Annotated in this window: 22 protein-coding genes and 1 tRNA gene; 17 read left to right on the top strand and 6 right to left on the bottom strand. The window is 61.1% G+C overall.

Annotated elements, in window-relative coordinates:
* Positions 1 to 39: 39 nt before the first annotated feature.
* Positions 40 to 116: transfer RNA gene (locus AC1RAC_RS10435), tRNA-Arg, on the bottom strand.
* Between the two features lie 275 nt (positions 117 to 391).
* On the opposite strand from AC1RAC_RS10435, the gene folD reads away from it, so the two are divergent.
* Together folD and pbpG are read left to right on the top strand one after the other, a co-directional pair.
* Entirely contained in the window at positions 392 to 1,246 is an 855-nt protein-coding gene (gene folD, locus AC1RAC_RS10430; RefSeq protein ID WP_003192259.1) for a bifunctional methylenetetrahydrofolate dehydrogenase/methenyltetrahydrofolate cyclohydrolase FolD, read from the top strand.
* Between the two features lie 207 nt (positions 1,247 to 1,453).
* A complete protein-coding gene (gene pbpG / locus AC1RAC_RS10425) occupies positions 1,454 to 2,377 on the top strand; it encodes a D-alanyl-D-alanine endopeptidase (RefSeq protein WP_060765164.1) in 924 nt (307 codons plus the stop codon).
* A 113-nt stretch (positions 2,378 to 2,490) separates the two neighbouring features.
* Here the strand turns inward: pbpG and AC1RAC_RS10420 are convergent, their stop codons facing one another.
* On the bottom strand, positions 2,491 to 3,156 hold the full coding sequence (locus AC1RAC_RS10420) for a peptidase C39 family protein (protein ID WP_492616552.1): 666 nt from the start codon (positions 3,154 to 3,156) through the stop codon (positions 2,491 to 2,493).
* A gap of 212 nt (positions 3,157 to 3,368) precedes the next feature.
* Here AC1RAC_RS10420 and AC1RAC_RS10415 point away from each other — a divergent pair, with 212 nt between their 5' ends.
* On the top strand, positions 3,369 to 3,530 hold the full coding sequence (locus AC1RAC_RS10415) for a hypothetical protein (protein ID WP_164919344.1): 162 nt from the start codon (positions 3,369 to 3,371) through the stop codon (positions 3,528 to 3,530).
* On the opposite strand, the gene AC1RAC_RS10410 is transcribed toward AC1RAC_RS10415, so the two are convergent.
* Positions 3,527 to 3,937 carry a PA0061/PA0062 family lipoprotein gene (locus AC1RAC_RS10410; RefSeq protein WP_259284437.1) on the bottom strand — a complete coding sequence of 137 codons (411 nt, stop codon included), beginning with the start codon at positions 3,935 to 3,937 and terminating at the stop codon, positions 3,527 to 3,529. The two genes, AC1RAC_RS10415 and AC1RAC_RS10410, sit on opposite strands and share 4 nt — an antisense overlap.
* Positions 3,938 to 4,143: 206 nt before the next feature.
* On the opposite strand from AC1RAC_RS10410, the gene AC1RAC_RS10405 reads away from it, so the two are divergent.
* From AC1RAC_RS10405 to AC1RAC_RS10395, 3 genes are read left to right on the top strand one after another with little or no spacing between them, the layout of a single operon-like run.
* The gene (locus tag AC1RAC_RS10405) at positions 4,144 to 7,365 is read left to right on the top strand and encodes an efflux RND transporter permease subunit (protein ID WP_492616551.1); all 3,222 of its coding nucleotides are present in this window, start codon (positions 4,144 to 4,146) and stop codon (positions 7,363 to 7,365) included.
* Complete coding sequence (locus AC1RAC_RS10400) at positions 7,355 to 8,524, top strand: efflux RND transporter periplasmic adaptor subunit (protein WP_492616550.1); 1,170 nt, start codon at positions 7,355 to 7,357, stop codon at positions 8,522 to 8,524. The genes AC1RAC_RS10405 and AC1RAC_RS10400 overlap by 11 nt, the downstream gene beginning before the upstream one ends.
* On the top strand, positions 8,508 to 9,923 hold the full coding sequence (locus AC1RAC_RS10395) for an efflux transporter outer membrane subunit (RefSeq protein ID WP_072446110.1): 1,416 nt from the start codon (positions 8,508 to 8,510) through the stop codon (positions 9,921 to 9,923). Before AC1RAC_RS10400 ends, AC1RAC_RS10395 begins: the two co-directional genes overlap by 17 nt.
* Positions 9,924 to 10,051: 128 nt before the next feature.
* Here the strand turns inward: AC1RAC_RS10395 and AC1RAC_RS10390 are convergent, their stop codons facing one another.
* Together AC1RAC_RS10390 and AC1RAC_RS10385 are read right to left on the bottom strand one after the other, a co-directional pair.
* Complete coding sequence (locus AC1RAC_RS10390) at positions 10,052 to 11,335, bottom strand: Zn-dependent hydrolase (protein ID WP_492616549.1); 1,284 nt, start codon at positions 11,333 to 11,335, stop codon at positions 10,052 to 10,054.
* A gap of 145 nt (positions 11,336 to 11,480) precedes the next feature.
* On the bottom strand, positions 11,481 to 12,968 hold the full coding sequence (locus AC1RAC_RS10385) for an NCS1 family nucleobase:cation symporter-1 (RefSeq protein ID WP_034127956.1): 1,488 nt from the start codon (positions 12,966 to 12,968) through the stop codon (positions 11,481 to 11,483).
* Positions 12,969 to 13,561: 593 nt separating this feature from the next.
* Between AC1RAC_RS10385 and hydA the strand changes: the two genes are divergently transcribed.
* From hydA to preA, 3 genes are all read left to right on the top strand, one after another.
* On the top strand, positions 13,562 to 15,001 hold the full coding sequence (gene hydA / locus AC1RAC_RS10380) for a dihydropyrimidinase (protein WP_492616548.1): 1,440 nt from the start codon (positions 13,562 to 13,564) through the stop codon (positions 14,999 to 15,001).
* Positions 15,002 to 15,106: 105 nt separating this feature from the next.
* Positions 15,107 to 16,474 carry an NAD(P)-dependent oxidoreductase gene (locus AC1RAC_RS10375; RefSeq protein WP_057975026.1) on the top strand — a complete coding sequence of 456 codons (1,368 nt, stop codon included), beginning with the start codon at positions 15,107 to 15,109 and terminating at the stop codon, positions 16,472 to 16,474.
* A complete protein-coding gene (gene preA, locus AC1RAC_RS10370) occupies positions 16,474 to 17,748 on the top strand; it encodes an NAD-dependent dihydropyrimidine dehydrogenase subunit PreA (protein WP_198790561.1) in 1,275 nt (424 codons plus the stop codon). The genes AC1RAC_RS10375 and preA overlap by 1 nt, the downstream gene beginning before the upstream one ends.
* 124 nt (positions 17,749 to 17,872) lie before the next feature.
* On the opposite strand, the gene AC1RAC_RS10365 is transcribed toward preA, so the two are convergent.
* On the bottom strand, positions 17,873 to 18,493 hold the full coding sequence (locus AC1RAC_RS10365) for a TetR/AcrR family transcriptional regulator (RefSeq protein WP_014719000.1): 621 nt from the start codon (positions 18,491 to 18,493) through the stop codon (positions 17,873 to 17,875).
* Between the two features lie 116 nt (positions 18,494 to 18,609).
* On the opposite strand from AC1RAC_RS10365, the gene copC reads away from it, so the two are divergent.
* From copC to AC1RAC_RS10325, 8 genes are all read left to right on the top strand, one after another.
* Positions 18,610 to 18,975 (top strand): copper homeostasis periplasmic binding protein CopC, encoded by a 366-nt coding sequence (gene copC, locus AC1RAC_RS10360; RefSeq protein WP_054898255.1) that lies wholly within the window; start codon positions 18,610 to 18,612, stop codon positions 18,973 to 18,975.
* 3 nt (positions 18,976 to 18,978) lie between these two features.
* Positions 18,979 to 19,836 (top strand): copper homeostasis membrane protein CopD, encoded by an 858-nt coding sequence (copD, locus tag AC1RAC_RS10355; protein WP_186527234.1) that lies wholly within the window; start codon positions 18,979 to 18,981, stop codon positions 19,834 to 19,836.
* A 277-nt stretch (positions 19,837 to 20,113) separates the two neighbouring features.
* The gene (locus AC1RAC_RS10350) at positions 20,114 to 21,376 is read left to right on the top strand and encodes an OprD family porin (RefSeq protein ID WP_492616547.1); all 1,263 of its coding nucleotides are present in this window, start codon (positions 20,114 to 20,116) and stop codon (positions 21,374 to 21,376) included.
* 142 nt (positions 21,377 to 21,518) lie between these two features.
* Positions 21,519 to 22,337: an NAD-dependent epimerase/dehydratase family protein gene (locus AC1RAC_RS10345; protein ID WP_181125302.1), complete on the top strand. Its 819-nt coding sequence runs from the start codon at positions 21,519 to 21,521 to the stop codon at positions 22,335 to 22,337.
* A gap of 26 nt (positions 22,338 to 22,363) precedes the next feature.
* Entirely contained in the window at positions 22,364 to 23,239 is an 876-nt protein-coding gene (locus tag AC1RAC_RS10340; protein WP_054917394.1) for an SMP-30/gluconolactonase/LRE family protein, read from the top strand.
* A gap of 45 nt (positions 23,240 to 23,284) precedes the next feature.
* On the top strand, positions 23,285 to 24,247 hold the full coding sequence (locus AC1RAC_RS10335; RefSeq protein ID WP_003192291.1) for a TRAP transporter substrate-binding protein: 963 nt from the start codon (positions 23,285 to 23,287) through the stop codon (positions 24,245 to 24,247).
* A 65-nt stretch (positions 24,248 to 24,312) separates the two neighbouring features.
* Positions 24,313 to 24,840: a TRAP transporter small permease gene (locus tag AC1RAC_RS10330; RefSeq protein WP_054898249.1), complete on the top strand. Its 528-nt coding sequence runs from the start codon at positions 24,313 to 24,315 to the stop codon at positions 24,838 to 24,840.
* A gap of 1 nt (position 24,841) precedes the next feature.
* The gene (locus AC1RAC_RS10325; RefSeq protein ID WP_032903436.1) at positions 24,842 to 26,122 is read left to right on the top strand and encodes a TRAP transporter large permease; all 1,281 of its coding nucleotides are present in this window, start codon (positions 24,842 to 24,844) and stop codon (positions 26,120 to 26,122) included.
* Positions 26,123 to 26,208 lie beyond the last annotated feature (86 nt).

Raw genomic sequence — 26,208 nt, 5'->3', positions numbered from 1 at the left:
ACGCCACCATATAGCGCTACTTGTGCCAAAGCTGCCTAATGGCGCACCCGGCAGGACTCGAACCTGCGACCATCCGCTTAGAAGGCGGATGCTCTATCCAGCTGAGCTACGGGCGCCTTATTAATCTGTACTCTTGGAGGATTACAAACTAAGTGCTTCCAGCCTTGCAGTACAACTATTCTGCTCGACCTTCTTAACCAGTGCTAGGCTGTGCCCGACAAGTGCGACGAATAGTATAGATGCCCTGGAAACCCGTCAAATCTTTTTTGAAAAAAACTGATTTTATTTAAGGGGTTAGGGCAATTTGCAGACCAAGCGCCTTTGCCCTCGCGCCTTGGCATGCGAGAATGCGCGCACTTTTCTTCCCCCTCTCGATGGTTAATCACGCGTAATGACTGCACAACTTATCGACGGCAAATCAATCGCCGCCAGCCTGCGCCAGCAGATCGCCAAACGAGTCACCGAGCGCAGCCAGCAAGGCCTGCGCACGCCTGGCCTCGCGGTGATCCTGGTCGGCAGCGATCCTGCCTCTCAGGTTTATGTCTCGCACAAGCGTAAAGACTGTGAAGAGGTCGGCTTTATTTCCAAGGCCTACGACTTGCCTTCGGACACCACTCAACAGGCCCTGACCGACCTGATTGACAGCCTCAACGATGACCCGGGCATGGACGGCATCCTGCTGCAGCTGCCGCTGCCTGAGCACCTGGACGCCTCCAAGCTGCTGGAGCGCATCCGCCCGGACAAGGACGTCGACGGTTTCCACCCTTATAACGTCGGCCGCCTGGCCCAACGCATTCCCCTGCTGCGCCCATGCACGCCTAAAGGCATCATGACGCTGCTGGAAAGCACCGGTGTCGACCTGTACGGCCTTGACGCTGTGGTGGTGGGCGCATCGAACATCGTCGGTCGCCCGATGGCCATGGAGCTGCTGCTGGCCGGCTGCACCGTGACCGTCACCCATCGCTTCACCAAGGACCTCGCCGGCCACGTCGGCCGTGCCGACCTGGTGGTAGTCGCCGCCGGCAAGCCGGGCCTGGTCAAGGGTGAGTGGATCAAGGAAGGCGCCATCGTTATTGACGTGGGTATCAACCGCCAGGAAGACGGCAAGTTGGTGGGCGACGTGGTGTATGAAACCGCCCTGCCCCGAGCAGGCTGGATCACGCCGGTCCCCGGCGGTGTCGGGCCGATGACCCGGGCCTGCTTGCTGGAAAACACCTTATATGCAGCGGAAACGCTGCACGGTTAATAACCAGAGGTGATGAAAAAGCCCTGCCTTAGCGCAGGGCTTTTTATTGCCCGTAAAAAAACCGTTTTTTCTTAGTTTTTAGGCACTTTCGTCTGGTTCTAGAAGAACATTCGACAGTTCTTCATCCATACTCCTAAAATGTAACGTCATTTGTCTTAAGTCCCGTTCTACAACGGCATTTCCTTACTTTTTAGCGAGTTCATCCGCGTGAAAATTCGTCTTTCTATCGTTAGCCTGTTTTTTGCGATAACAGGCACCTTCGCCCACGCTGCCGAATCCACCCTGGCCCCGCGTGACGCCTCCAAGCTGCAGATCGCCTCCGGCAGCGCCATGCTGGTCGACTTGCAGACCAATAAAGTCATTTATTCCAGCAACCCTGACGTGGTGGTACCTATCGCCTCGGTGAGCAAGCTGATGACTGGCCTGATCGTACTCGAAGCCAAGCAGAATATGGACGAGTACATCGACATCAACATCACCGACACGCCCGAGATGAAAGGCGTGTTCTCCCGGGTGAAGATCGGCAGCCAGATGCCACGCAAGGAAATGCTGCTGATCGCGCTGATGTCTTCGGAAAACCGCGCCGCCGCCAGCCTCGCCCACCACTATCCAGGCGGTTACGCGGCCTTCATTGCCGCGATGAACGCCAAGGCCAAGTCCCTGGGCATGACCAGCACCCACTACGTAGAGCCCACCGGCCTGTCGATCCATAACGTGTCGACCGCCCGCGACCTGAGCAAGCTGCTGGCCTATGCGCGCAAGTTTCCGATGCTGAGCCAGTTGAGCACCACCAAGGAAAAGACCGTGTCGTTCCGCAAGCCTAATTACACCTTGGGCTTCTCCAACACCGATCACCTGATTAACCGCGCCAACTGGGATATCAAGCTGACCAAGACCGGCTTCACCAACCAGGCCGGCCATTGCCTGGTGTTGGTGACGAGCATGGGCAATCGCCCGGTGTCGCTGGTGATTCTGGATGCCTTTGGCAAGTTCACCCATTTTGCCGATGCCAGCCGTATTCGTAGCTGGGTCGAGACCGGCAAAGGCGGCGCAGTGCCGGATGTGGCGCTGCGTTACAAGGCCGATAAAAACCTCAAGAACCGAGCGACCGCTGCGGAAGTGCGTCGATAAGCAACGGTTTTAGTGTGGGAGCGGGCTTGCCCGCGAATGCGGGGTGTCAGTCGCTACATTCATGGCTGACCCACCGCATTCGCGAGCAAGCCCGCTCCCACATTATTTGAGCTTCACTTCTTCTCTGCCAACACCTTGAGCGCCTGGGCCGCCGCTTGCTCCTGCCCCGCCTGCGCCGTGGCATTGGCCGCTTCGCGCCAGCGCTGCACGTCCACATTGGCCGGCAACTGGCTCGGGCGCTGGGTCAGAATGGCCCAATGGCCCGCGCTCGCCCACGCCGACTCGAAGTCGCTGAAGCTCATGATCAGCCGGCGCTCGTTGCCAGAGCGCAACAGCACCGTACTCTTCTGTTGGTTGAACCCCACCACCACGACATAGCGCGCCCCGGACCAATAACTGGCGTTGATCCGCGCCATCACTGGGTAACCCGCCGCCACCTGCGCCAGCACGGCGGTCAGCTTGGCCGCCAGTGGATACACCATCAGCCCGTATTCACGTGCCAGCACTTGCATGTTGCGCTCAAGGTCCGCCTCGGCGCCGGGCAGGTGCAGCGGTTTATCAAGCAAACCCGGTGTCATGACAATGCCTTGTTGCGACAGCATGCTGGCAAGTGCCGTAGGACCGCTCTGATAAGCCTCGCTGCGAAAGGTCGGCACGCCAGTGAGTTCAACGCGCTCCGGCAAGCCTGGCAGTTTCGATGGTGTGCTGCTGGCACAGGCCGCCAGCCCAAGGGCAGCGGCGAGCAGCAAGGAGGTTTTAAGGTTCGACCGTAAGCGCAATTTTTTCACTCTCTTGATCAACTGCCGGTAAAGGCCTCCGATCATAGGGCGCCCCGCCCCGCCGGTATAGCCCACTGGCTCAGTAAAGCGGCGCTGATAGAGCAAAGAAGTTGGACCGACTCGACCATTGGTCAATAGCAGGCAACCGCCAGCTGACTAGACTGTCCATTGAGAAGACTGTGTGTGCCCCAAGTGGGCGAAAGGAGGCCCGAATGAGCCTTGCGACAACGATTTTCCTGTTGATCTGTGGTTGGCTGGCCGTCGCCGCCGCCATGCTGTGGGGAGTCATGCGCGTGACGCGCCGGCATCATCACCCCCACGTCAAACCTGCTGCACCTGCAGAACCGCACAAGGCGACGGCGCATCACGCCTAGCCAGGCATGCAATTGAAGTCCTGGGTCGCGGCAATTTCCTTGCCGTTGCCGTCCTCAAGAGACGCGCGCACCGTGGTGCCCAGGCTCGACTCCACCAGGGTGTAGTGCTCACCTGCCTTGAAATGCTTGTACTCGATGCGGCCCTGGCAGTCCTGCTGGTTGTCATCACCCGGCTCGTCTTCAAATAAAGTCACGTCCAGGCGATGGTCACCCGGGGTCACCTCAAAATAGCGCCCATCGTCCACCCGCTTGCCATCGACACGCTCGGCCATCAGGTCATTCGGCGCTTCTTCCTGCAAGCCGATCCAGGCTTCGCTGGGATCCGCCTTGGGGATCGGGCCGGCGCAGGCCGACAGTAAACAGACAAAGCCTAGGACGGGAACTAACAACAGTGGTTTGAGTGACATGACAGGGCTCCAAAGGGCATGAATGAAAAGTTCGTATCCGATGGCTGACAAGCTTGATGAGCCGCCCTTCCTGGAACAAATGAATCCCTATGAAAGTATCTTCAGCCCTTGACTAAAACTTCCTTCACCTGGCTGAAAGGTGCGTGTTAGGTGGGTCGGTCAAGACTGCCGGGGTTTGCAATCCTGCTCTTCTCGGAGACTCACGCATGCTCGGGCTGGTAAAGACCGCACTGCACAAGCCGTACACCTTCATCGTGCTGGCTATATTCATCTGCATCATCGGGCCGATGGCGGCCCTGCGTACGCCCACGGATGTTTTTCCCGATATCGGCATTCCCGTGGTCGCCGTGGTGTGGCAGTACAACGGCCTGTCTCCGGACGCCATGGCCGGCCGGGTGATCTACACCTACGAACGCTCCCTGAGCACCACCGTCAACGACATCGAACATATCGAGTCGCAATCGTTGCCCGGCATGGGCATCGTCAAGATCTTCTTCCAGCCTGGCGTCGATATCCGTACCGCCAATGCCCAGGTCACGGCGGTGTCACAAACCGTGCTCAAGCAAATGCCACCGGGCATCACCCCGCCGCTGATCCTCAACTACAGCGCTTCCACGGTGCCGATCCTGCAAATGGCGTTCTCCAGCCCCAGCCTTTCGGAAGCCAAAATTCGCGACCTGGTGCAGAACAATATCCGCCTGCCCTTGAGCGCCCTGCCCGGCCTGGCCATGCCCACCCCAATGGGTGGCAAGCAACGGCAGATCACCCTCGACCTCGACCCTCAAGCCCTGGCCGCCAAAGGCTTGTCGGCCCAAGACGTGGGCAACGCCCTGGCGCTGCAGAACCAGATCATCCCGGTGGGCACCGCCAAGCTCGGCCCCAACGAATACACGATCCTGCTCAACAACAGCCCCAAGGCGATTGATGAGCTCAACGACTTGCCGATCAAGACCGTCGACGGTGCGCTGATCACCATCGGCCAAGTGGCCCATGTGCGCGACGGTTCACCACCGCAAACCAATATCGTGCGGGTCGACGGCCATCGCGCCGTGCTGATGCCGGCGCTGAAAAACGGCAGCATCTCCACGCTTTCGATCATCGACGGTATCCGGCAGATGCTGCCGCGCATCAACGAAACCTTGCCACCGTCACTGAAAACCTCGCTGCTGGGCGATGCCTCGGTGTTCGTCAAGCAGTCGGTGGGCAGCGTGGCCCAGGAAGGCATCATTGCCGCACTCCTCACCAGTGCGATGATCCTGCTGTTTCTCGGCAGTTGGCGCTCGACCTTGATCATCGCCGCGTCGATTCCCCTGGCAGTGCTGTCGGCCATCGCGCTATTGGCCGTCAGTGGGCAAACCCTCAACGTGATGACATTGGGCGGGCTGGCGTTGGCGGTGGGCATCCTGGTGGACGACGCCACGGTGACCATCGAAAACATCAACTGGCACCTGGAGCAAGGCAAGGCGGTGAAGGCCGCGATTCTCGACGGCGCCGCGCAAATCGTCGGCCCGGCTTTCGTCTCGCTGTTGTGCATCTGCATCGTGTTCGTGCCGATGTTTTTGCTGCAAGGCATCGCCGGTTACCTGTTCCGGCCAATGGCGCTGGCGGTGATCTTTGCCATGGCCAGTTCGTTCATTCTCTCGCGTACCCTGGTGCCGACGCTGGCGATGTATTTGCTCAAACCACATAGGCCGGAGGCAGGCGCGGGGCATCATCCGGAAGATGCATTCATCAATCACCACGAGGGTGAACAGCACGTGAGGCCGCGCAATGCGTTGCTGCAATCGGTGCTGAATTTTCAACAGGGATTCGAACGACACTTTTCCAATATCCGCGACACCTACCATGGCCTGCTGACGCTGGCGCTGGGCGCACGCAAGCGCTTCATTGTCGGGTTCCTGGCCTGCGTACTCGCGTCGTTCCTGCTGTTGCCGAGCCTGGGCCAGGACTTTTTCCCGGCCACCGATGCGGGTGCCTTGGCCCTGCATGTGCGCTTGCCACTGGGCACGCGTATCGAAGAAAGTGCCGCGGCGTTCGATCGCATCGAAGCACGGATTCGCGAGGTTATCCCGGCCGAAGAACTGGACACCATCGTCGACAATATTGGCATTCCGCTCAGCGGCATCGACATGGCCTACAGCAGCAGCGGCACCATCGGCCCGCAGGATGGCGATATTCAAGTCAGCTTGAAAACGCACCACGCGCCCACCGCCGACTATGTGAAAAAACTGCGTGAAGCCCTGCCGCAAAGTTTCCCCGGCAGCCACTTTGCGTTCCTGCCCGCCGACATCAGCAGCCAGATCCTCAACTTCGGCGCTCCCGCCCCTCTGGACGTCAAAATCTCCGGGCGCAATGACGCGGAAAACCGCGCCTATGCCGTCGAGCTTGAACGGCGCTTGCAACATGTACCGGGGATTGCCGACCTGCGGATCCAGCAGTCCACCGGCTACCCCTCGCTGCAAGTAAACGTGGACCGTATGCGCGCCAATGGCCTGGGCATCACCGAGCGTGACGTCACCAACAGCATGGTCGCCTCCCTCGCCGGCAGCTCGCAAACCGCGCCGACCTTCTGGCTCAACCCGGCCAACGGCGTGTCTTATTCCATCGTCGCGGCCACCCCGCAGTACCGCCTCGACAGCCTGCCGTCCCTGGAGGCGTTGCCGGTGACCGGTGCCGATGGGCAGGCGCAAATTCTCGGCGGCGTGGCAACCATCTCCCGGGTACAGAGCCCTGCCGTGGTGACCCACTACAACATCGAGCCTACCTTGGACCTGTACGCCAACGTGCAAGGCCGCGACCTCGGCGGTGTGGCCCGCGATGTGCAAAAGGTGCTGGATGACACTGCGTCCATGCGCCCCAAAGGCGCGACCATCAGCCTGCACGGGCAGATCGATGCGCTGCATGAGGCGTTCAGTGGTTTGAGCTTCGGACTGCTCGGCGCGGTGGTGCTGATCTACTTGCTGATCGTGGTCAACTTCCAATCATGGGCCGACCCTTTTGTGATCATCACGGCGTTGCCGGCAGCATTGGCGGGCATCGTGTGGATGCTGTTTCTCAGTGGCACCTCGTTGTCGGTGCCAGCACTCACCGGCGCCATCTTGTGCATGGGCGTGGCCACCGCCAACTCGATCCTGGTGGTGAGCTTCTGCCGTGAGCGCCTGGCCGAACATGGCGATGCGTTGGAAGCCGCGCTAGAAGCCGGCTATACGCGCTTTCGCCCGGTGTGCATGACTGCCCTGGCAATGATCATCGGCATGTTGCCCCTGGCCATTTCCGAGGAGCAGAACGCCCCGCTCGGCCGGGCGGTCATCGGTGGCCTGGTCTTCGCCACCATCGCCACTTTGTTGTTTGTTCCCGTGGTCTTCAGCCTGGTCCACGGTCGTCATCCTACTCGCGCAACTGCTGGAGAAACGCCCCATGTCGCCTGATCAAAAACCCTCGCGCAAGCGTCTGATGCTCCTGGGTGTCGGTGGCCTGACGTTGGCTGCCCTGTTAGTCGCCAGCGGCCTGCACGCGCGTACGCTGCACGAGCAGTCGGTCACCGCCTGGACCGAAGCCGCCGCCGTCCCCCAGGTAATGGTGTTCCAACCCAAGCCAAACGCCGGCGGTGACACCCTCCGCCTGCCCGCCCACCTGGAGGCATGGAGCAAAGCGGCGATCCATGCGCGGGTCAGCGGCTACTTGAAGGACTGGAAAGTCGACATCGGTGCCCAGGTCAAGGCCGGGCAAATCCTCGCCGAAATCGACAGCCCAGACCTCGACCAACAACTGGCCCAAGCCCATGCCCGCCTGATCCAGCAACAAGCCAATGCACGCCTGGCAGCCACCACGGCGACCCGCTGGCAAAACCTGCTGGCCAGCCATTCGGTATCGCGCCAGGACGCCGATGAGAAAACCTCCAACGCCGCAGCCGCCAAGGCCAACACCGAAGCCGCGGCAGCGGACTACGCACGGCTGTGCGCCCTGGAAAGCTACAAGACCCTTCGAGCGCCATTCGCTGGCACCATCACTGCCCGCAACACGGACATCGGCCAGTTGATCAAGGCCGATAACGCCAGCGATCCGGAACTGTTCAACATTGCCGACACCCACCAATTGCGCTTGTACGTGCCGGTGCCGCAGAACTATGCAGCGGTCATTCATACGGGCCTTGAGGCCGAACTGACCGTCCCCGAGCACCCCGGCGAGCACTTCAAGGCACGCCTGATCGGTGACTCCACTGCCATCGACCGCCGCTCTGGCACCCTGCTCGCCCAGTTCGTTGCCGACAACCCCAACGGCGAACTGCTGCCAGGCGATTACGCCGAAGTCACCCTGCCGATTCCGGCCGATACCCATGGCGTGAGCATCCCGGCCAGCGCCTTGATCTTCCGCGCCCAGGGCACCCAGGTTGCGGTACTGGACGGTCGCAACCATGTGCACCTGCAAGACATTCATATTGGCCTGGACCTCGGCGAGCGCCTGGTGATCGACCAAGGCCTGAAGCCCGCTGACCGCATCATCGACAACCCGCCCGACGCCCTGCGCGAAGGCGACCCGGTGCAACTGGCCGACGCCTCGGGAGGTGCGCATGCGCCCAAGGCTTAATCCGCTGGCGGCACTGATGGTACTGGCGTTGCAGGGTTGCTCGATGGCGCCCACCTATACGGTGCCGTCGATTGACCTGCCCGCCCACTACCGCGAACAAACCAGCGATGGCCCCTGGCACAGCGCGCAACCGTCGGATCAACTGGCGCCCCAGTGGTGGCAGCTTTACAACGATTCGCGCCTGAACGCGCTGCAACAGCAACTGCTCAAGGCCAACCCGGACCTGGCCGCGGCGCTGGCGCATTTCGATGCGTCCCAGGCCTACGCCAGTCAACTGCACGCGGGCCTTTTCCCGCAAATCACCGCCAGCGCGCAACCGCTGCGCCAACGTCAATCGGATTCACGACCGCTACGCGGCACTGCACAGCCGTCGGTGTACAACAGCAATACCGTTGGGTTCTCCCTGGGTTACGACCTCGACCTGTGGGGCAGAATCCGCAACCAGGTCGCTGCGGGCGATGCCCAGGCGCAAGCGTCCTTTGATGATCTGGCGGTGGTGCGCCTGAGCCTGCAACAACAGTTGGCGAGCCTGTATGTGCAGCTCAATGGGCTGGATGCACAGGGCCGAATCCTCAACACGTCGTTGCAGGACTTCAGCCAAGCGTTGCAACTGACACGCAGCCGTTATGAAGGCCAGATTGCGTCGGAACTGGACCTGACCCGCGCGCAAAACCAACTGGCCGAAGCCAAGGCGCAGCTGGACGAAGTGCGTGGCCAGCGCAACCTCGCCGAGCACGCCATCGGCGAATTGGTGGGCGTGACGGCCAGTGATTTTTCATTGCCGCCCAGCCCGCAGTTAATGGCGTTGCCAAGCATTCCGGCGCAGTTGCCCAGCCACTTGCTGCAGCGTCGTCCAGACATTGCCGCAGCTGAACGTCGTGTGTTTGCGGCCAACGCAACGATCGGCGTGGCCAAGGCGGCGTGGTTCCCGGATTTCAGTTTGACCGGTGTGCTGGGCGGGCAGACCCAAGGCGTTGGCAACCTGCTGTCCGCCGGCAACCGGTATTGGGCACTGGGGCCGCTGATGAACCTGCCGATCTTCGATGGCGGACGCTTGAGCGCCGACGAGCGCCAGGCCAAGGCCGAATTCGAGGAAGCCTCGGCACAGTACCGTAGCCACGTACTGAAAGCCGTGCGTGAGGTGGAAGATAACCTCGCGCAACTGCGGGATTTGCAGCAGCAAGCCGAGGACGAGCAAGCGGCCGCAGAGGCGGCGCAACATACCCAGGCCTTGGCGATGAACAGCTATCAGGCCGGGGCGGTGAGTTACCTGGACGTGGTCACCGCCCAAACCGCCGCGTTGCAGGCACAGAGAACGTTGCAGGCGGTGCAGACCCGGCAGTTGCAGGCGAGCGTGGGACTTTTGACCGCACTCGGCGGCGGCTGGCAGCCGGGTTAATAGCCTGCTAATGATCGTTCCCACGCTCTGCGTGGGAATGCACCCTGTGACGCTCCGCGTCACGATTTTAAGGGCGGACGCAGAGCGTCCTGAGCGGCGTTCCCACGCGGAGCGTGGGAACGATCAGTTCAGGCGGCTAACTTACCGCTGGCAATGGCCGCTGAAGCGGCCACCATCGCGCGCAACAACACCGCACACCCTGCCGCCAGGTCATCCGGCGCGGCATTTTCGATTTCGTTGTGGCTGATGCCGCCTTCACACGGTACAAAGATCATCCCCGCCGGGCCCAGCTCAGCGACGAAAATCGCGTCGTGCCCTGCCCCGCTGACGATGTCCATGTTCGACAAGCCCAAGCCATTGGCGGCATCGCGCACCGCCTCCACGCAGCCTTTGTCGAAGTACAGCGGCGGGAAGTCCGCCGTGGGCTGCATGTCGAAACTCAAGCCATGTTTGGCGCAGGTGTCCTCGATCACCTGACGCACCTGGGCAATCATCGAGTCCAGCCGTGCCGGTTCCAGATGACGAAAATCCAGGGTCATGCGCACCTCACCGGGAATCACGTTGCGCGATCCCGGATACGCTTGCAGGCACCCCACCGTGCCGCATGCATGGGGCTGGTGCGCCAACGCCGCCGCGTTCACCGCGGCCACCACCGCTGCCGCGCCTACCAGGGCATCCTTGCGCAAGTGCATGGGTGTAGGGCCGGCATGGGCTTCAACACCGCGCAGCTTCAGGTCAAACCACTTTTGCCCGAGGGCGCCGAGCACCACGCCGATGGTTTTGTGTTCATCCTCCAGAATCGGCCCTTGTTCGATATGGGCCTCGAAATACGCGCCGACCTTATGCCCGCTGACCGGCCGTGTTCCGGCATAACCAATCGCGTTCAACGCATCCCCCACGCTGATGCCGTCCGTATCGACCTTGGCCAGTGTATCGGCCAGGCTGAACTTCTCGGCAAACACCCCTGAGCCCATCATGCACGGCGGGAAACGCGAGCCTTCTTCGTTGGTCCATACCACCACTTCCAGCGGCGCCTCGGTTTCCACATTCAGGTCGTTAAGGGTGCGCAGCACTTCCACACCGGCCAGCACGCCGAAGCAACCGTCGAACTTGCCGCCGGTGGGCTGGGTGTCGATATGGCTGCCGGTCATCACCGGTGGCAGGTCGGGATTGCGGCCGGGACGGCGCGCAAAGATATTGCCGATGCCGTCGATGGTCACGGTGCAACCCGCCGCTTCACACCACTGCACGAAGCGATCGCGAGCCTTGCGGTCGAGGTCGGTAAGGGCCAGGCGACACACTCCGCCTTTGGGGGTGGCGCCGAGTTTGGCCAGGTCCATCAGCGACTGCCACAGACGGTCGCGGTTGATGTGCTGATGGGTCGATTGCAGAACGTCGAGGGCAGCGTTCATGGGGGTCTCCTCAGGCTACAGGTTCTTATGAATTAACGCGGTCAACTGTGGGAGCTGGCTTGCCTGCGATAGCGGTGTGTCAGCCGACACGGCTTTAACTGATAGTCCGCTATCGCAGGCAAGCCAGCTCCCACCTGGACCGTGTTTACAACGGGGATTTGGCGGTGAGTGGAGTGCTAGCGCGCTTGGCATTGAGCCCGTAATACAACACCCCGCCCAACGCCGAGCCGGTGAACCAGCCATAGCTGTAAAACCAGCTGAACGCGTCGCTGCCCAGCGACAGCAGCGTCAGCACCACCGGTACGCCAAAGGCGACAAAGCCGCTCCAGTTCCAGGCCGGGTACACGTCGTCGCGGTACAGGCCGGCCAGGTCCAACTGTTGTCTGCGGGTGATGAAATAGTCCACCACCATGATCCCGGCAATCGGCCCCAGCAGGCTTGAATAGCCCAGCAGCCAATTGGAATACACGGTTTCCAGGCTGACGTCCGAGACAATCAGCCCGAGTTTTTTCAGCAGTTCATGGGCCATCAACGCCAGCCCTACCAGGCCGGTGAGAATCACCGCCGTGGTGCGGTTGATCAGCTTGGGCGCGATGTTCTGGAAGTCGTTGGTGGGCGAGACGATGTTCGCCGCAGTGTTGGTGGACAAGGTGGCGACGATGATCAGCGCCATGGCGATGGCCACCCACACCGGGCTCTGGATATGACCAATCAGGCTCACCGGATCGGAGACGCTCACCCCCACCAGTTTCACCGAGGCGGCGGTCATGACCACGCCGAGGGCGGCGAACAGGAACATGGTCAGCGGCAAGCCGAAGATCTGCCCCAGAATCTGGTCTTTCTGGCTGTTGGCGTAGCGGCTGAAGTCGGGAATGTTCAGTGACAAGGTGGCCCAGAAGCCCACCATCGCCGTAAGCCCCGCCATGAAGTAACCGGTGAGGCTGGCGCCTTCGGGGCGCTTGGGTGGAATAGCCATCAGCTCGCTGAGGGACACGTTCGGCATCGCCCATACCAGCAGACCAACTCCTACGGCGACCAACAGCGGCGCCGACAAGGTTTCCAGGCGCTTGATCGACTCGGCGCCACGCAGCACTACCCACAGGTTCAAGCACCAGAACAGCATGAAACCGATCACCTCACCGGTACCGCCGAGGGCTTTCCAGCCGTCGAAAATCGAGCCCAGGAACAGGTGGATCGCCAGCCCGCCGAACATCGTCTGGATACCAAACCAGCCGCAGGCCACCAGCGCGCGGATCAGGCACGGTACGTTGGAACCGAGGATGCCAAAGGACGAACGCAACAGCACCGGAAACGGAATGCCGTACTTGGTGCCGGGAAACGCGTTGAGGGTCAGCGGGATCAACACCACGATATTGGCCAGCAGGATCGCCATCAGCGCCTCCCCCACCGACAGCCCGAAATACGCCGTGAGCACCCCGCCCAGGGTGTAGGTGGGCACGCAGATCGACATGCCGACCCACAGCGCGGTGATGTGCCATTTGTTCCAGGTGCGCTCGTGCACTTTGGTAGGTGCCATATCGTGGTTGTAGCGAGGGCTGTCGAGGACGTCGGGGCCGGCGTCGAGTTCGTACAGGCCGTTGCGCTCGATGACTTGCGATCTGTTCTGTTGCATGGCCGCTCCACGGTTTTTTTAAAATTATTGTTGCTCACCTGCACGCTAGGTTCAGGTGGCCGGAGTACCGCATCAACAACATGACATCCAGGGTTCCGGCCAACTGCCCGTGCACTCAATAACCGTGCCGACAACCGCCTCTGAACCCGCACCGCTTGTATAACTTGCTGATGTTTATCAGCTTTCCAATTGAGCCTGCGCTACTTGCCGCACGCGTCAGGCTAAACAATACGCAAGTTGCCAGAACCTGCAGGTCTCAAACTGGTGCATCACAATTATTTTTATTTCTCGACGCCGTCAAGCGGCATATCTCAAGCGCCTGATTTGTAATAAGAAATATTGAACAGATCAAAAACCTGTCAAGTGCGTCAAAACAGGGTGGGCGTGCTTCATTTTGGTGAAAATAGTATTTTTACCTTATAAATCAATTATATAAAAACATTAAAGGCTTGATAAAAATCTTCTTGCTCATTCGAAAAACTCGGGCTAGTTTCTATTCCTGTCACCGATGACAGGAATTAACCGACCCTCGGTACGCAGCATTACAACACTTAGAACTGGCACAAGCCGGTCAAGCCTGTGAGGAACTCGACATGTCGCTGTTGATCCGTGGCGCCACCGTTATTACCCATGATGAAAGTTACCGCGCCGATGTGTTATGCGCAGAGGGTCTAATTCGCGCCATTGGCACGAATCTGGATATTCCCACAGGCTGCGAAATACTCGATGGCAGCGGCCAATACTTGATGCCAGGCGGCATTGACCCCCATACCCATATGCAACTGCCCTTCATGGGCACCGTGGCCAGTGAAGACTTTTTCAGTGGCACGGCGGCAGGCTTGGCCGGTGGTACCACGTCGATCATCGACTTCGTGATTCCCAACCCACAGCAATCGCTGATGGAAGCTTTCCACCAGTGGCGCGGCTGGGCCGAAAAGTCTGCCGTCGACTACGGGTTTCATGTAGCGATCACTTGGTGGAGCGAGCAGGTACGCGAGGAAATGGCCGAGCTGGTCAGCCATCACGGCATCAACAGCTTCAAGCATTTCATGGCCTACAAGAACGCGATCATGGCTGCCGATGACACCTTGGTCGCCAGTTTCGAACGCTGCCTGGAACTCGGCGCGGTGCCCACGGTGCATGCCGAAAATGGCGAGCTGGTGTACCACCTGCAACGCAAGCTGATGGCCCAGGGCATCACCGGGCCGGAAGCCCATCCGCTGTCGCGCCCGTCCCAGGTGGAAGGCGAAGCGGCCAGCCGTGCCATCCGGATTGCAGAGACCATCGGCACGCCGCTGTACCTGGTGCATGTGTCGACGAAGGAAGCCCTGGATGAAATCACTTATGCCCGTGGCAAGGGCCAGGCGGTGTACGGTGAAGTGCTCGCCGGCCACCTGTTGCTCGATGACAGCGTGTACCAACACCCCGACTGGCAGACCGCCGCCGGCTATGTGATGAGCCCGCCATTCCGCCCACGCGGGCACCAAGAGGCGCTGTGGCACGGCCTGCAAGCGGGCAACCTGCACACCACCGCCACCGACCACTGCTGTTTCTGCGCCGAGCAAAAAGCCGCCGGGCGTGACGACTTCAGCAAGATCCCCAACGGTACCGCCGGCATTGAAGACCGCATGGCGCTGCTGTGGCACGAAGGCGTCAATACCGGGCGTTTGTCGATGCAGGAATTTGTCGCCCTGACCTCCACCAACACCGCGAAGATCTTCAACCTCTACCCACGCAAAGGCGCGATACGCGTAGGCGCCGATGCCGACCTGGTGCTATGGGACCCCGAGGGCACGCGGACCATTTCCGCCAAGACCCACCATCAGCAGGTGGACTTCAACATCTTCGAAGGCAAGACCGTGCGCGGCGTGCCCAGCCACACCATCAGCCAGGGCAAGCTGGTGTGGGTCGATGGTGACCTGCGCGCCGAGCGAGGAGCCGGGCGGTATGTGCAGCGGCCGGCGTATCCCTCGGTGTTCGAGCAGTTGAGCAAGCGGGCAGCGCTTTGCAAGCCAGTGGCCGTGAACCGCTGAGTCCAAAAAAAGCGGACGCGGAGCGTCCAGTGAGGCTTTCCCACGCAGAGCGTGGGAACGATCGCCCATCAGAGGCAGCACCTCAATAACCGTGAGGCCAACACCGTGATCCAGACCCTGACCCATCTCCCCCACCCCCGCGAAGACGGGGCCACCCTCGCCAGCCAGTTCACCGACTTGGCACCGCCCCTCAACGCCCGCCAGGCCCAACTGGAAGCCTCGCGCTGCCTGTACTGCTACGACGCGCCTTGTGTGAATGCGTGCCCCAGCGAGATCGACATCCCTTCATTCATCCGCAATATCCACACCGAGAACGTGCAAGGGGCCGCGCAAAAAATCCTCTCAGCCAACATTCTCGGTGGCAGTTGCGCACGGGTGTGCCCGACGGAAATCCTTTGCCAGCAAGCGTGCGTACGCAATAACGCCGAAGAATGCGCCCCCGTGCTGATCGGCCTGTTGCAACGCTACGCCATCGACAACGCGCACTTCAGCGAACACCCGTTCCAACGCGCCGCGCCCACCGGCAAGCGCATCGCCGTGGTCGGTGCCGGGCCTGCCGGTTTGGCCTGCGCTCACCGCGCCGCCTTGCACGGTCATGACGTGGTGATTTTCGAAGCGCGGGAAAAAGCCGGCGGCCTGAATGAATACGGAATCGCCAAATACAAACTGGTGGACGACTTCGCCCAGAAGGAACTGGATTTCCTCCTGCAGATTGGCGGCATCGAGGTTCGCCACGGCCAACGCCTGGGCGACAACCTGACCTTGAGCGAACTGCACCAGCAATTCGATTCGGTGTTCCTCGGCCTGGGTCTCGCTGCCAGCAAACAGCTGGGCCTGCCCTTTGAGGACGCCCCCGGCCTGCTCGCCGCCACCGACTATATCCGCGAACTGCGCCAGGCCGATGACCTCAGCCAACTGCCCCTGGCCGACCGCTGCATCGTGCTCGGCGCCGGCAACACCGCCATCGACATGGCCGTGCAGATGGCCCGCCTCGGTGCCCGCGATGTCAACCTGGTATACCGCCGTGGCCTGGCCGACATGGGCGCAACCCACCACGAACAGGACATCGCCAAGGCCAATCAAGTACGGCTGTTGACCTGGGCCCAACCCGACGAGGTCCTGCTCGATGACCAAGGCCGCGTACGCGGCATGCGCTTTGCCCGCACCTGCCTGGAAAACGGTCGCCTGCTGCCTACCGGGGAAACCTTCGAACTGGCCGCCGACGCGATCTTCAAGGCGATCGGGCAAGGCTTCGACAACGACGCCCTGCACGATCCGCTGGCCCAGCAACTGCATCGCGTCGGCGAGCGCATCTTCGTCGATGAGCAACTGCGCACCAGCATCCCAGGGGTGTATGCCGGCGGCGATTGCGTCAGCCTCGGCCAGGACCTCACCGTTCAGGCGGTACAACATGGCAAGCGGGCCGCCGAAGCCATGCATGCCCAACTCATGCTGACTGTGGAGGCTGCGTAATGGCCGATCTCTCGATTGTATTCGCCGGTATCAAAGCGCCCAATCCGTTCTGGCTGGCCTCCGCGCCGCCCACCGACAAAGCCTACAACGTGGTGCGCGCCTTCGAGGCCGGCTGGGGTGGCGTCGTGTGGAAAACCCTGGGGGAAGACCCGGCGGCGGTGAACGTGTCGTCGCGTTACTCCGCGCACTATGGCGCCAACCGCGAAGTGCTGGGCATCAACAATATCGAACTGATCACCGACCGTTCCCTGGAGATCAACCTGCGGGAAATCACCCAGGTGAAAAAGGACTGGCCGGACCGCGCACTGATCGTCTCGCTCATGGTGCCTTGTGTCGAAGCGTCCTGGAAAAACATCCTGCCCTTGGTGGAGGCGACCGGCTGCGACGGCATCGAGCTGAACTTCGGCTGCCCTCATGGCATGCCCGAACGGGGCATGGGCGCTGCCGTCGGCCAGGTGCCGGAGTACGTGGAGCAAGTGACGCGCTGGTGCAAGACGTATTGTTCGCTGCCGGTGATCGTCAAGCTCACGCCGAACATCACCGACATCCGCGTGGCGGCGCGGGCGGCCTATCGCGGCGGCGCCGATGCGGTGTCGCTGATCAACACCATCAACTCCATCACCAGCGTGGACCTGGAGCGCATGGTCGCCCTGCCAGTGGTCGGTACCCAGAGCACCCATGGCGGTTACTGCGGCTCGGCGGTCAAGCCGATTGCGTTGAACATGGTCGCCGAAATCGCCCGTGACCCACAGACCAACGGCCTGCCGATCTGCGGCATCGGCGGTATCGGCACCTGGCGCGACGCCGCGGAATTCGTCGCCCTGGGATGCGGCGCGGTGCAGGTGTGCACGGCGGCGATGCTGCATGGGTTTCGCATCGTTGAAGAAATGAAGGATGGCTTGTCGCGCTGGATGGACACCCAAGGCCATGCCAACCTGCAGGCGTTTTCCGGGCGGGCGGTGGGCAACACCACGGATTGGAAGTACCTGGACATCAACTATCAGGTCATCGCCAAGATAGACCAAGAGGCATGCATTGGCTGTGGTCGTTGCCATATTGCCTGCGAGGACACTTCGCACCAGGCCATTGCCAGCTTGAAGCAGGCCGATGGCACGCATCTGTATGAGGTGATCGACGATGAGTGCGTGGGCTGCAACCTCTGCCAGATCACCTGCCCGGTGGCCGACTGCATCGAGATGGTGCCGATCGATACCGGCAAGCCGTTTTTGAACTGGACGCAGGACCCGCGCAATCCTTACCGGGAGGCCGTGTAACCCTAGCCCCTCGTTCCCACGCTCCGCGTGGGAACGCATCCTGTGACGCTCCGCGTCACGCTGGCAAGAGCGGACGCGAAGCGTCCAGGGTGGCATTCCCACGCGGAGCGTGGGAACGATCAGCTCAAGGCTCCAACCCAATCCCGCGCAAAATCACACCGGTCACGGTCTGAATGGCCTTCTCGAACTGCCTGTCCGACAACGGCTGGTGATCATTCAGAATCTTCACCTGGTGGTCGAAGTCGGCGTAGTGCTGGGTCGAGGCCCAGATCATGTACAGCAAGCTCGAGGGCTCCACCGGCAGGATGCGTTTGTCTTGCACCCATTGGCGAATCTTCGCTTCCTTCATCTTGGCCCAGTCGTACAGGCTTTCATCCAGGGCCTCGCCGAGTGTGGGCGCGCCGTGGATGATTTCATTGGCCCAGACCTTGGAGCCATACGGGCGCGTGCGCGAGCGCTGCATCTTGGCGCGGATGTAGCTGCTGAGCACCACCCGAGGGTCGTCGAAGGTTTCAAAGCTCAGGGCGTCCTGCTTCCACAACTCCAGCAGGTCGAACAGCACCGCGCTGTACAGCTCGCTTTTGGTGGTGAAGTAGTAATGCAGGTTGGAGCGCGGCAGTTGCGCTTCTTCGGCGATGTCGGCCATGGCGGTGCTGCCATAGCCTTTGTTGGCGAAGACCTTCTCCGCCGCCAGCAGGATTTTCTCGACGTTGACCCGACGAATTCCAATCTTGTGATTGCCCATAAGGGCTCCCTGACAACAACACGGCCTAAAGACTACCACCGGCTCTAGATCGGGGCGACAGGCCAAGCCGAAACTTCGTACACTGCCGGCTCCTATCCTCTGATCGGTATTGAACAATGTTGCTCAAGAACTCCCTGACCGCTGCTGTCCTGTTCACTGCCCTGCTGGGCGCCTCTACGGCGTTTGCCCACGCCCACCTCAAGAGCGCGGAGCCTGCGGCTGACAGCAAAGTCGCCGCACCCAAAGACCTGCGCCTGACCTTCAGCGAAGGCGTCGAAGCCACCTTCACCAAGGTCTCCCTGAGCAAGGACGGCACCGAAATTGCCATCAAGGGCCTGGAAACCCCGGACGCCGACAAGAAAACCCTGGTGGTCACGCCTGCCGCTCCGCTGGCAAGCGGCACGTATAAGGTCGAATGGCATGCGGTGTCCGTCGACACTCACAAAAGCGAAGGCACTTACAGCTTCAAGGTCGGCCAATAACCCATGGCAACCCTGCTGGTGCTGTGCCGCTTCCTGCACTTTTGCGTCGTGTTGCTAATGTTCGGGGCCTGGGTATTCAGGCCCTGGCTGCTCGGCGCTCATGTGCAGCCGACACTGGACCGGCAATTGCTGCGCATCACCCGTGGCCTGGCCGGCTTGGGGCTGTTCACCGGGGTCGTGTGGTTGCTGTTGATCACCGCCAGCATGGCCGGCAGTTGGGAGTCGGCGCTGCAACCGGCCACGGTGCAGTTGGTGCTGGGCAAGACCTTTTTTGGCCAGGTATGGGCCTGGCATCTGCTGCTGAACCTGCTGCTGGTGATCGTGCTGATCAAGCCCTGGCCGGCCTTGCGCTTGCCGCTGCTCGCCCTGTTGCTGGCGACCCTGGCCCCCGTAGGCCATGGCGCCATGCTCGATGGGGTGAGTGGGCGGTTGCTGATCCTTAACCAGGTAGTGCACCTGCTGTGCGTTGGGGCCTGGCTCGGTGGGTTGCTGGTGTTGGTGCTGATCCTCCGGCAGGCGCAAGACCACCACCTGGAGCCGATTCTGCGTCGCTTCAGTGGTGTGGGATATGGCCTGGTCGGCGGCCTGCTGGTAACCGGTCTGATCAACGTGCGCGTGCTCACCGGGCAACTGTGGCCCACGCCGCTGTTCGAGGGCTTCGCCTTGATCCTGCTGATCAAGGTGGGGCTGGTGCTGGGCATGCTGGGGTTGGCGCTGTTGAACCGGTTGCGTATCAAGCGCTGCGAACAACGCCTGGGCAGTTTGAGAGCCAGTGTGATGATGGAGTGGCTGTTGGGCGTTGCAGCAGTGGCTGCGGTTTCCCTGCTTGGCACCCTGCCGCCGATGGTCATGGCTGGCTGAAACCTGCGTTGCAATGCAATCCATGTAGGAGCGAGCTTGCTCGCGAAAAACTCACAGGCGCCGCGTTCATTCAGGAAGCACGCGTTATCGTTGACGTTTTTTCGCGAGCAAGCTCGCTCCTACAGGGGGCGACCGTGCCGCTGCGTTGAATCGTTTCACCCAAGTCATCATATAACTTCTGCTTGACACGCCCTCAAAACCTCGCAAATATCGCGCTCAATGTTGTACGACAACGTATAACAAATAATAAAAACAACAAAACAAAGGGAGCCTCACTGTGAGTCAATCCGCCCGTCATTCCTGCACTCGCCTGGGCCTTCTCGGTCTCGGCAGCCTGGCCGTCACCCTGCCGCTGGGTGCCAACGCCGAAGGCTTTATCGACGACGCCAAGGCCACGCTCAACCTGCGTAATGCCTACTTCAATCGCAACTTCACCAACCCGACCAACCCCCAGGGCAAGGCCGAAGAGTGGACGCAGAATTTTATCCTTGATGCCAAGTCCGGCTTTACCCAGGGCACGGTCGGTTTCGGGATTGACGTGCTGGGCCTGTATTCGCAAAAGCTTGATGGCGGCAAAGGCACCGCCGGCACCCAACTGTTGCCGGTGCATGACGATGGCCGCCCCGCCGACAATTTCGGGCGCCTGGGTGTCGCGCTGAAGACCAGGCTGTCGAAGACCGAGTTGAAAGTTGGTGAATGGATGCCGGTGCTGCCGATCTTGCGTTCCGATGATGGCCGCTCCCTGCCCCAGACCTTTCGTGGCGGCCAGGTCACCTCCAATGAAATCGCCGGCCTGACGCTCTACGGTGGCCAGTTTCGGGGCAACAGCCCACGCAACGACGCGAGCATGGAAGACATGTTCATGAACGGCAAAGCCGCGTTCACTTCGGACCGTTTCAACTTCGGCGGCGGCGAATACACTTTCAACGACAAACGTACCCAGGTCGGCCTGTGGTACGCCGAACTGACTGATATCTACCAACAGCAGTACCTCAACCTCACCCACAGCCAGCCGCTGGGAGACTGGACCCTGAGCGCCAACCTCGGGTTCTTCAACGGCAAGGAAGACGGCAGCGCCCTGGCCGGCGACCTCGATAACAAGACCCTGTTCGCCCTGCTCTCGGCCAGATACAACGGCCATACCTTCTATGTTGGCCTGCAAAAACTCAGCGGCGACAGCGCCTGGATGCGCATCAACGGCACCAGCGGCGGCACTCTGGCCAACGACAGCTACAACGCCAGCTACGACAACGCCAAGGAAAAGTCCTGGCAGGTGCGCCACGACTTCAACTTTGTGGTGCTCGGCGTTCCGGGGCTGACCCTGATGAACCGCTATATCAGCGGCAGCAATGTACACACCGGGGCGATCACCGACGGCAAGGAGTGGGGGCGTGAGTCGGAGTTGGCCTACACGGTGCAGAGCGGTGCGCTGAAGAACCTCAATGTGAAGTGGCGCAACTCGACCATGCGTCGGGATTTCAGCAATAACGAGTTCGATGAGAACCGGATTTTTATCAGCTATCCGATTTCGTTGTTGTAGTTCCAAAGGCAAATCCGATCTCTAAGGTGCCAGCTCCCACCTTTGATCTCATGTGCCTGGAAGGACGTTGACAACACCAGGAATCCCTAACACTATTTCCCCATAGTCATACGACAACCTACAACAAAAATCTGGAAGGCCCATGACCACCACCACCCCCGCTCCCTTCAACCGTCTGTTGCTCACTGGTGCCGCCGGCGGCCTGGGCAAAGTCCTGCGTGAACGCATGCGTCCTTATGCCCAGGTGCTGCGCCTTTCGGATATCGCTGAAATGGCCCCCGCCACCGACGCTCGCGAAGAGGTACACACCTGCGACCTGGCCGACAAACACGCCGTGCATCAGTTGGTAGAGGGCGTCGACGCCATCCTGCACTTTGGCGGCGTTTCGGTGGAGCGCTCGTTCGAAGAGGTGCTGGGCGCGAACATCAGCGGCATTTTCCATATCTACGAAGCGGCCCGCCGCCACGGGGTCAAGCGGGTGATCTTCGCCAGTTCCAATCACGTGATTGGTTTCTACAAACAGGGCGTGCAACTCGACGCCCATTCCCCGCGCCGCCCGGACAGTTACTACGGCCTGTCCAAGTCCTACGGCGAAGACATGGCCAGTTTCTACTTCGACCGTTATGGCATCGAGACCGTGAGCATCCGTATCGGCTCTTCGTTCCCGCAACCGCAGAACCGCCGGATGATGCACACCTGGCTGAGTTTCGACGACCTGACCCAACTGCTCGAACGCGCGCTGTACACGCCCAACGTCGGCCATACCGTGGTGTACGGCATGTCGGCCAACCTCGACACCTGGTGGGACAACCGCTACGCCGCGCACCTGGGCTTTGCCCCCAAAGACAGCTCCGAAGTGTTCCGCGCCCAGGTCGAAACCCAACCGCCCGTGGCCGCCGATGACCCGGCCAAGGTCTACCAGGGCGGTGCGTTCTGCGCGGCGGGGCCGTTCGGTGACTGAGTGCCCCGCAACCCAAGGGAATGACCATGACTGCTGAACTGATTGTCGATGCCCGCAATGCGGTGGGCGAATGCCCGGTGTGGGTGCCCGAAGAAAACGCCCTGTATTGGGTAGATATCCCCAACGGCGGCCTGCAACGCTGGAACGCCGCCACCGGCCATCTGGCGGCGTGGAAAGCCCCAGAGATGCTCGCCTGTATTGCGCGCACCCAGGCAGGCAATTGGGTCGCTGGCATGCAAACCGGCTTCTTCCAACTCACGCCCCACAACGACGGCAGCCTCGACACCGTGCCGCTGGCCAGCATCGAGCATTCACGCAAGGACATGCGTTTGAACGATGGCCGCTGCGATCGCCAGGGCCGTTTCTGGGCCGGCAGCATGGTGCTGGACATGGGCTTGAACGCCGCCGAGGGCGTCCTTTATCGCTATGGGTCCGGGGCTGCGCCCCACGCGCTACTGGAGGGGTTCATCACCCTCAACGGCCTGGCTTTCAGCCCCGATGGTCGCACGATGTACGCTTCCGATTCGCACCCGAAGGTACAAAAGGTCTGGGCGTTCGACTACGACATCGAGACCGGCACGCCGTCCAATCGCCGCCTGTTCATTGATATGAACGACTTCCCCGGACGTCCCGACGGTGCAGCCGTGGACGCCGAGGGCGGATACTGGATATGCGCCAACGACGCCGGGTTGGTTCACCGTTTCACCCCGGACGGTCGCCTGGACCGCTCCCTGAGCGTGCCCGTGAAAAAACCCACCATGTGCGCCTTCGGTGGCAGCCGCCTGGACACTCTGTACGTCACCTCCATCCGCGACGACCCGAGTGAACAGTCGCTGTCTGGTGGCGTGTTCGCCCTCAACCCCGGCGTCCAAGGACTGCCCGAACCCCGCTTCATCGTTTAATCGCTGTGCCTTGAATACAACAATAACAAGACAGGAGTGACTTCCATGGACTTCAAACGCACCTTGCTCGCCGCTGCAATCTTCACCCTCAGCAGCGCAGCCCACGCGCTGGAAATCAAGTTCGCCGACATCCACCCCGCTGGCTACCCCACCGTTGTCGCAGAAGAAAACATGGGCAAGGCCCTGACCAAGGCGAGCAATGGCGAGCTGACCTTCAAGTACTTCCCCGGCGGTGTGCTGGGCTCCGAGAAGGAAGTGGTCGAACAGGCCCAGGTCGGCGCCGTGCAAATGACCCGCGTCAGCCTCGGCATCGTCGGCCCGGTGGTGCCGGACGTGAACGTGTTCAACCTGCCGTTCGTATTCCGCGACCAGGCGCATATGCGCAAGGTCATCGATGGCGAGATTGGCGACGAGATCCTCGCCAAGATCACCAACTCCGAGTTCGGCCTGGTGGCCCTGGCCTGGATGGATGGCGGCACGCGCAATCTCTATACCAAGAAACCGGTGCGCAAGATCGAAGACCTCAAGGGCATGAAGATCCGCGTGCAAGGCAACCCGATTTTCATCGAAGCCTTCAACGCCATGGGCGCCAACGGCATTGCCATGGACACCGGCGAGATCTTCAGCGCCCTGCAGACCGGGGTCATCGACGGCGCGGAAAACAACCCGCCGACCTTGCTGGAACACAACCACTTCCAGAACGCCAAGTACTACACCCTCACCGAACACCTGATCCTGCCTGAACCCATCGTGATGTCGAAAATCACCTGGAACAAGCTCGACCCCGCCCAGCAGGACATGGTCAAGGCCGCCGCCAAGGCCGCCCAGGCTGATGAGCGCGTGCTCTGGGACGCCAAGTCCGCCAGCAGTGAAGAGAAACTCAAGAAGGCCGGCGTGGAGTTCATCACTGTCGACAAAAAGCCCTTCTATGAGGCCACTGCGGCGGTGCGTGCCAAATACGGTGCGCCGTATGCGGACATGATCAAGCGCATCGACGCGGTTCAATAACCTCCCCTGCCCCTGCATAAGGCCCGGCGCGGTCGGCATCGACGCGCCCGGTCACGGTGAACGCCATGAAGACTTTACTGCTGCGCTTCAATGACCGCCTTTACATGACCTGCATCTGGGTAGCCGGTCTTTCCGTCCTGGGGGTCGCCTTGATCATTCCCTGGGGTATCTTCACCCGCTACGCCCTCGGTACCGGTTCCAGCTGGCCGGAGCCCACCGCCATCCTGCTGATGCTGGTGTTCACCTTTATCGGCGCCGCTGCCAGTTATCGTGCCGGTGCGCACATGTCGGTAGCGATGATCACTGACCGCTTGCCGCCTGTCCAACGCCGCCTCGTCGGCATCCTCTCGCAACTGCTGATGGGCACCATCTGCGTGTTCATGACGATTTGGGGCACCAAGCTGTGCCTGTCCACCTGGAACCAATTCATGAGCGCCATCCCTACCCTGCGCGTAGGCATCACCTATATGCCGATCCCGATTGGCGGCGTGCTGACCCTGGTGTTCGTGGTCGAAAAGCTGCTGCTCGGTGATCAGAGCAACCGCAAGGTGGTGCGTTTCGATCTGGTTGAAGAAAACGAAGGGGCCGCCTGATATGGACGCATTGATTCTGTTGGGCAGCTTTGTTGTATTGATTCTGATCGGCATGCCGGTGGCCTATGCATTGGGGCTGTCGGCGCTGATTGGCGCGTGGTGGATCGACATCCCGTTCCAGGCCCTGATGATTCAGATTGCCGGTGGGGTGAACAAGTTTTCGCTGATGGCGATTCCGTTCTTCGTACTGGCCGGGGCGATCATGGCCGAGGGCGGTATGTCGCGGCGCCTGGTGGCCTTTGCCGGGGTGCTGGTGGGCTTTGTGCGTGGCGGGTTGTCCCTGGTCAACATCATGGCTTCGACGTTTTTTGGCGCGATTTCCGGCTCATCCGTGGCCGATACCGCCTCGGTCGGCTCGGTGCTGATTCCGGAAATGGAACGGCGGGGTTATCCGCGCGAATTCGCCACCGCCGTGACCGTCAGCGGTTCGGTGCAGGCGCTGCTGACGCCGCCCAGCCATAACTCGGTGCTGTACTCCCTGGCGGCAGGCGGTACCGTCTCCATCGCCTCGCTGTTCATGGCCGGTGTGGTGCCGGGCCTGTTAATGAGCGCGTGCCTGATGGTGCTCTGCCTGATCTTCGCGAAAAAGCGCGACTACCCCAAAGGCGAAGTCATCCCCTTGAAGCAGGCGCTGAAGATCGCCGCCGATGCGCTCTGGGGCTTGATGGCCATGGTGATCATCCTGGGCGGCATCCTCTCGGGCATCTTCACCGCCACCGAGTCGGCGGCGATTGCGGTGTTGTGGGCATTCTTCGTGACCATGTTCATCTACCGCGACTACAAATGGCGCGAGCTGCCCAAGCTGATGCATCGCACGGTGCGCACCATTTCCATCGTGATGATCCTGATCGCTTTCGCCGCCAGCTTCGGCTACATCATGACCCTGATGCAGATCCCGGCGAAGATCACCACGCTGTTCCTGACCCTGTCGGACAACCGCTACGTGATCCTGATGTGCATCAACGTCATGCTGTTGTTGCTCGGCACGGTGATGGACATGGCGCCGCTGATCCTGATCCTCACGCCTATCCTGATGCCGGTGATCCTGGGCATCGGCGTCGACCCGGTCCACTTCGGCATGATCATGCTGGTGAACCTGGGTATCGGCCTGATTACCCCGCCGGTGGGCGCGGTGCTGTTCGTCGGCGCGGCGGTGGGCAAGACCAGCATCGAGAAAACCGTAAAGGCCCTGCTGCCGTTTTATGCGGTGTTGTTCTTGGTGCTGATTGCGGTTACCTACGTTCCGGCGTTGTCGCTGTGGTTGCCCCACTTGGTGCTGTAAAGGCAAACCAATGTGGGAGCTGGGGTGGGGGGGGGGGGGGGGGGGGGGGGGGGGGGGGGGGGGGGGGGGGGGGGGGGGGGGGGGGG

The sequence above is a fragment of the Pseudomonas sp. GW823-FHT02F05 genome (assembly GCF_058797315.1).
The sequence above is the reverse complement of the archived record's forward strand: the minus strand, read 5'-3'. Positions and strand labels throughout refer to the sequence as shown.

Excerpts from the sequence above, each read along its gene's own strand:
- AC1RAC_RS10345 (WP_181125302.1), top strand. The coding sequence starts at position 21,519 with ATGACCACCACCACCCCCGCTCCCTTCAACCGTCTGTTGCTCACTGGT.
- AC1RAC_RS10395 (WP_072446110.1), top strand. The coding sequence starts at position 8,508 with ATGCGCCCAAGGCTTAATCCGCTGGCGGCACTGATGGTACTGGCGTTG.
- AC1RAC_RS10385 (WP_034127956.1), bottom strand. The coding sequence starts at position 12,968 with ATGCAACAGAACAGATCGCAAGTCATCGAGCGCAACGGCCTGTACGAA.
- AC1RAC_RS10400 (WP_492616550.1), top strand. The coding sequence starts at position 7,355 with ATGTCGCCTGATCAAAAACCCTCGCGCAAGCGTCTGATGCTCCTGGGT.
- copD (WP_186527234.1), top strand. The coding sequence starts at position 18,979 with ATGGCAACCCTGCTGGTGCTGTGCCGCTTCCTGCACTTTTGCGTCGTG.
- AC1RAC_RS10415 (WP_164919344.1), top strand. The coding sequence starts at position 3,369 with ATGAGCCTTGCGACAACGATTTTCCTGTTGATCTGTGGTTGGCTGGCC.
- AC1RAC_RS10330 (WP_054898249.1), top strand. The coding sequence starts at position 24,313 with ATGAAGACTTTACTGCTGCGCTTCAATGACCGCCTTTACATGACCTGC.
- AC1RAC_RS10325 (WP_032903436.1), top strand. The coding sequence starts at position 24,842 with ATGGACGCATTGATTCTGTTGGGCAGCTTTGTTGTATTGATTCTGATC.
- AC1RAC_RS10365 (WP_014719000.1), bottom strand. The coding sequence starts at position 18,493 with ATGGGCAATCACAAGATTGGAATTCGTCGGGTCAACGTCGAGAAAATC.
- preA (WP_198790561.1), top strand. The coding sequence starts at position 16,474 with ATGGCCGATCTCTCGATTGTATTCGCCGGTATCAAAGCGCCCAATCCG.
- AC1RAC_RS10405 (WP_492616551.1), top strand. The coding sequence starts at position 4,144 with ATGCTCGGGCTGGTAAAGACCGCACTGCACAAGCCGTACACCTTCATC.
- AC1RAC_RS10340 (WP_054917394.1), top strand. The coding sequence starts at position 22,364 with ATGACTGCTGAACTGATTGTCGATGCCCGCAATGCGGTGGGCGAATGC.
- AC1RAC_RS10390 (WP_492616549.1), bottom strand. The coding sequence starts at position 11,335 with ATGAACGCTGCCCTCGACGTTCTGCAATCGACCCATCAGCACATCAAC.
- copC (WP_054898255.1), top strand. The coding sequence starts at position 18,610 with ATGTTGCTCAAGAACTCCCTGACCGCTGCTGTCCTGTTCACTGCCCTG.
- hydA (WP_492616548.1), top strand. The coding sequence starts at position 13,562 with ATGTCGCTGTTGATCCGTGGCGCCACCGTTATTACCCATGATGAAAGT.
- AC1RAC_RS10335 (WP_003192291.1), top strand. The coding sequence starts at position 23,285 with ATGGACTTCAAACGCACCTTGCTCGCCGCTGCAATCTTCACCCTCAGC.
- AC1RAC_RS10410 (WP_259284437.1), bottom strand. The coding sequence starts at position 3,937 with ATGTCACTCAAACCACTGTTGTTAGTTCCCGTCCTAGGCTTTGTCTGT.
- folD (WP_003192259.1), top strand. The coding sequence starts at position 392 with ATGACTGCACAACTTATCGACGGCAAATCAATCGCCGCCAGCCTGCGC.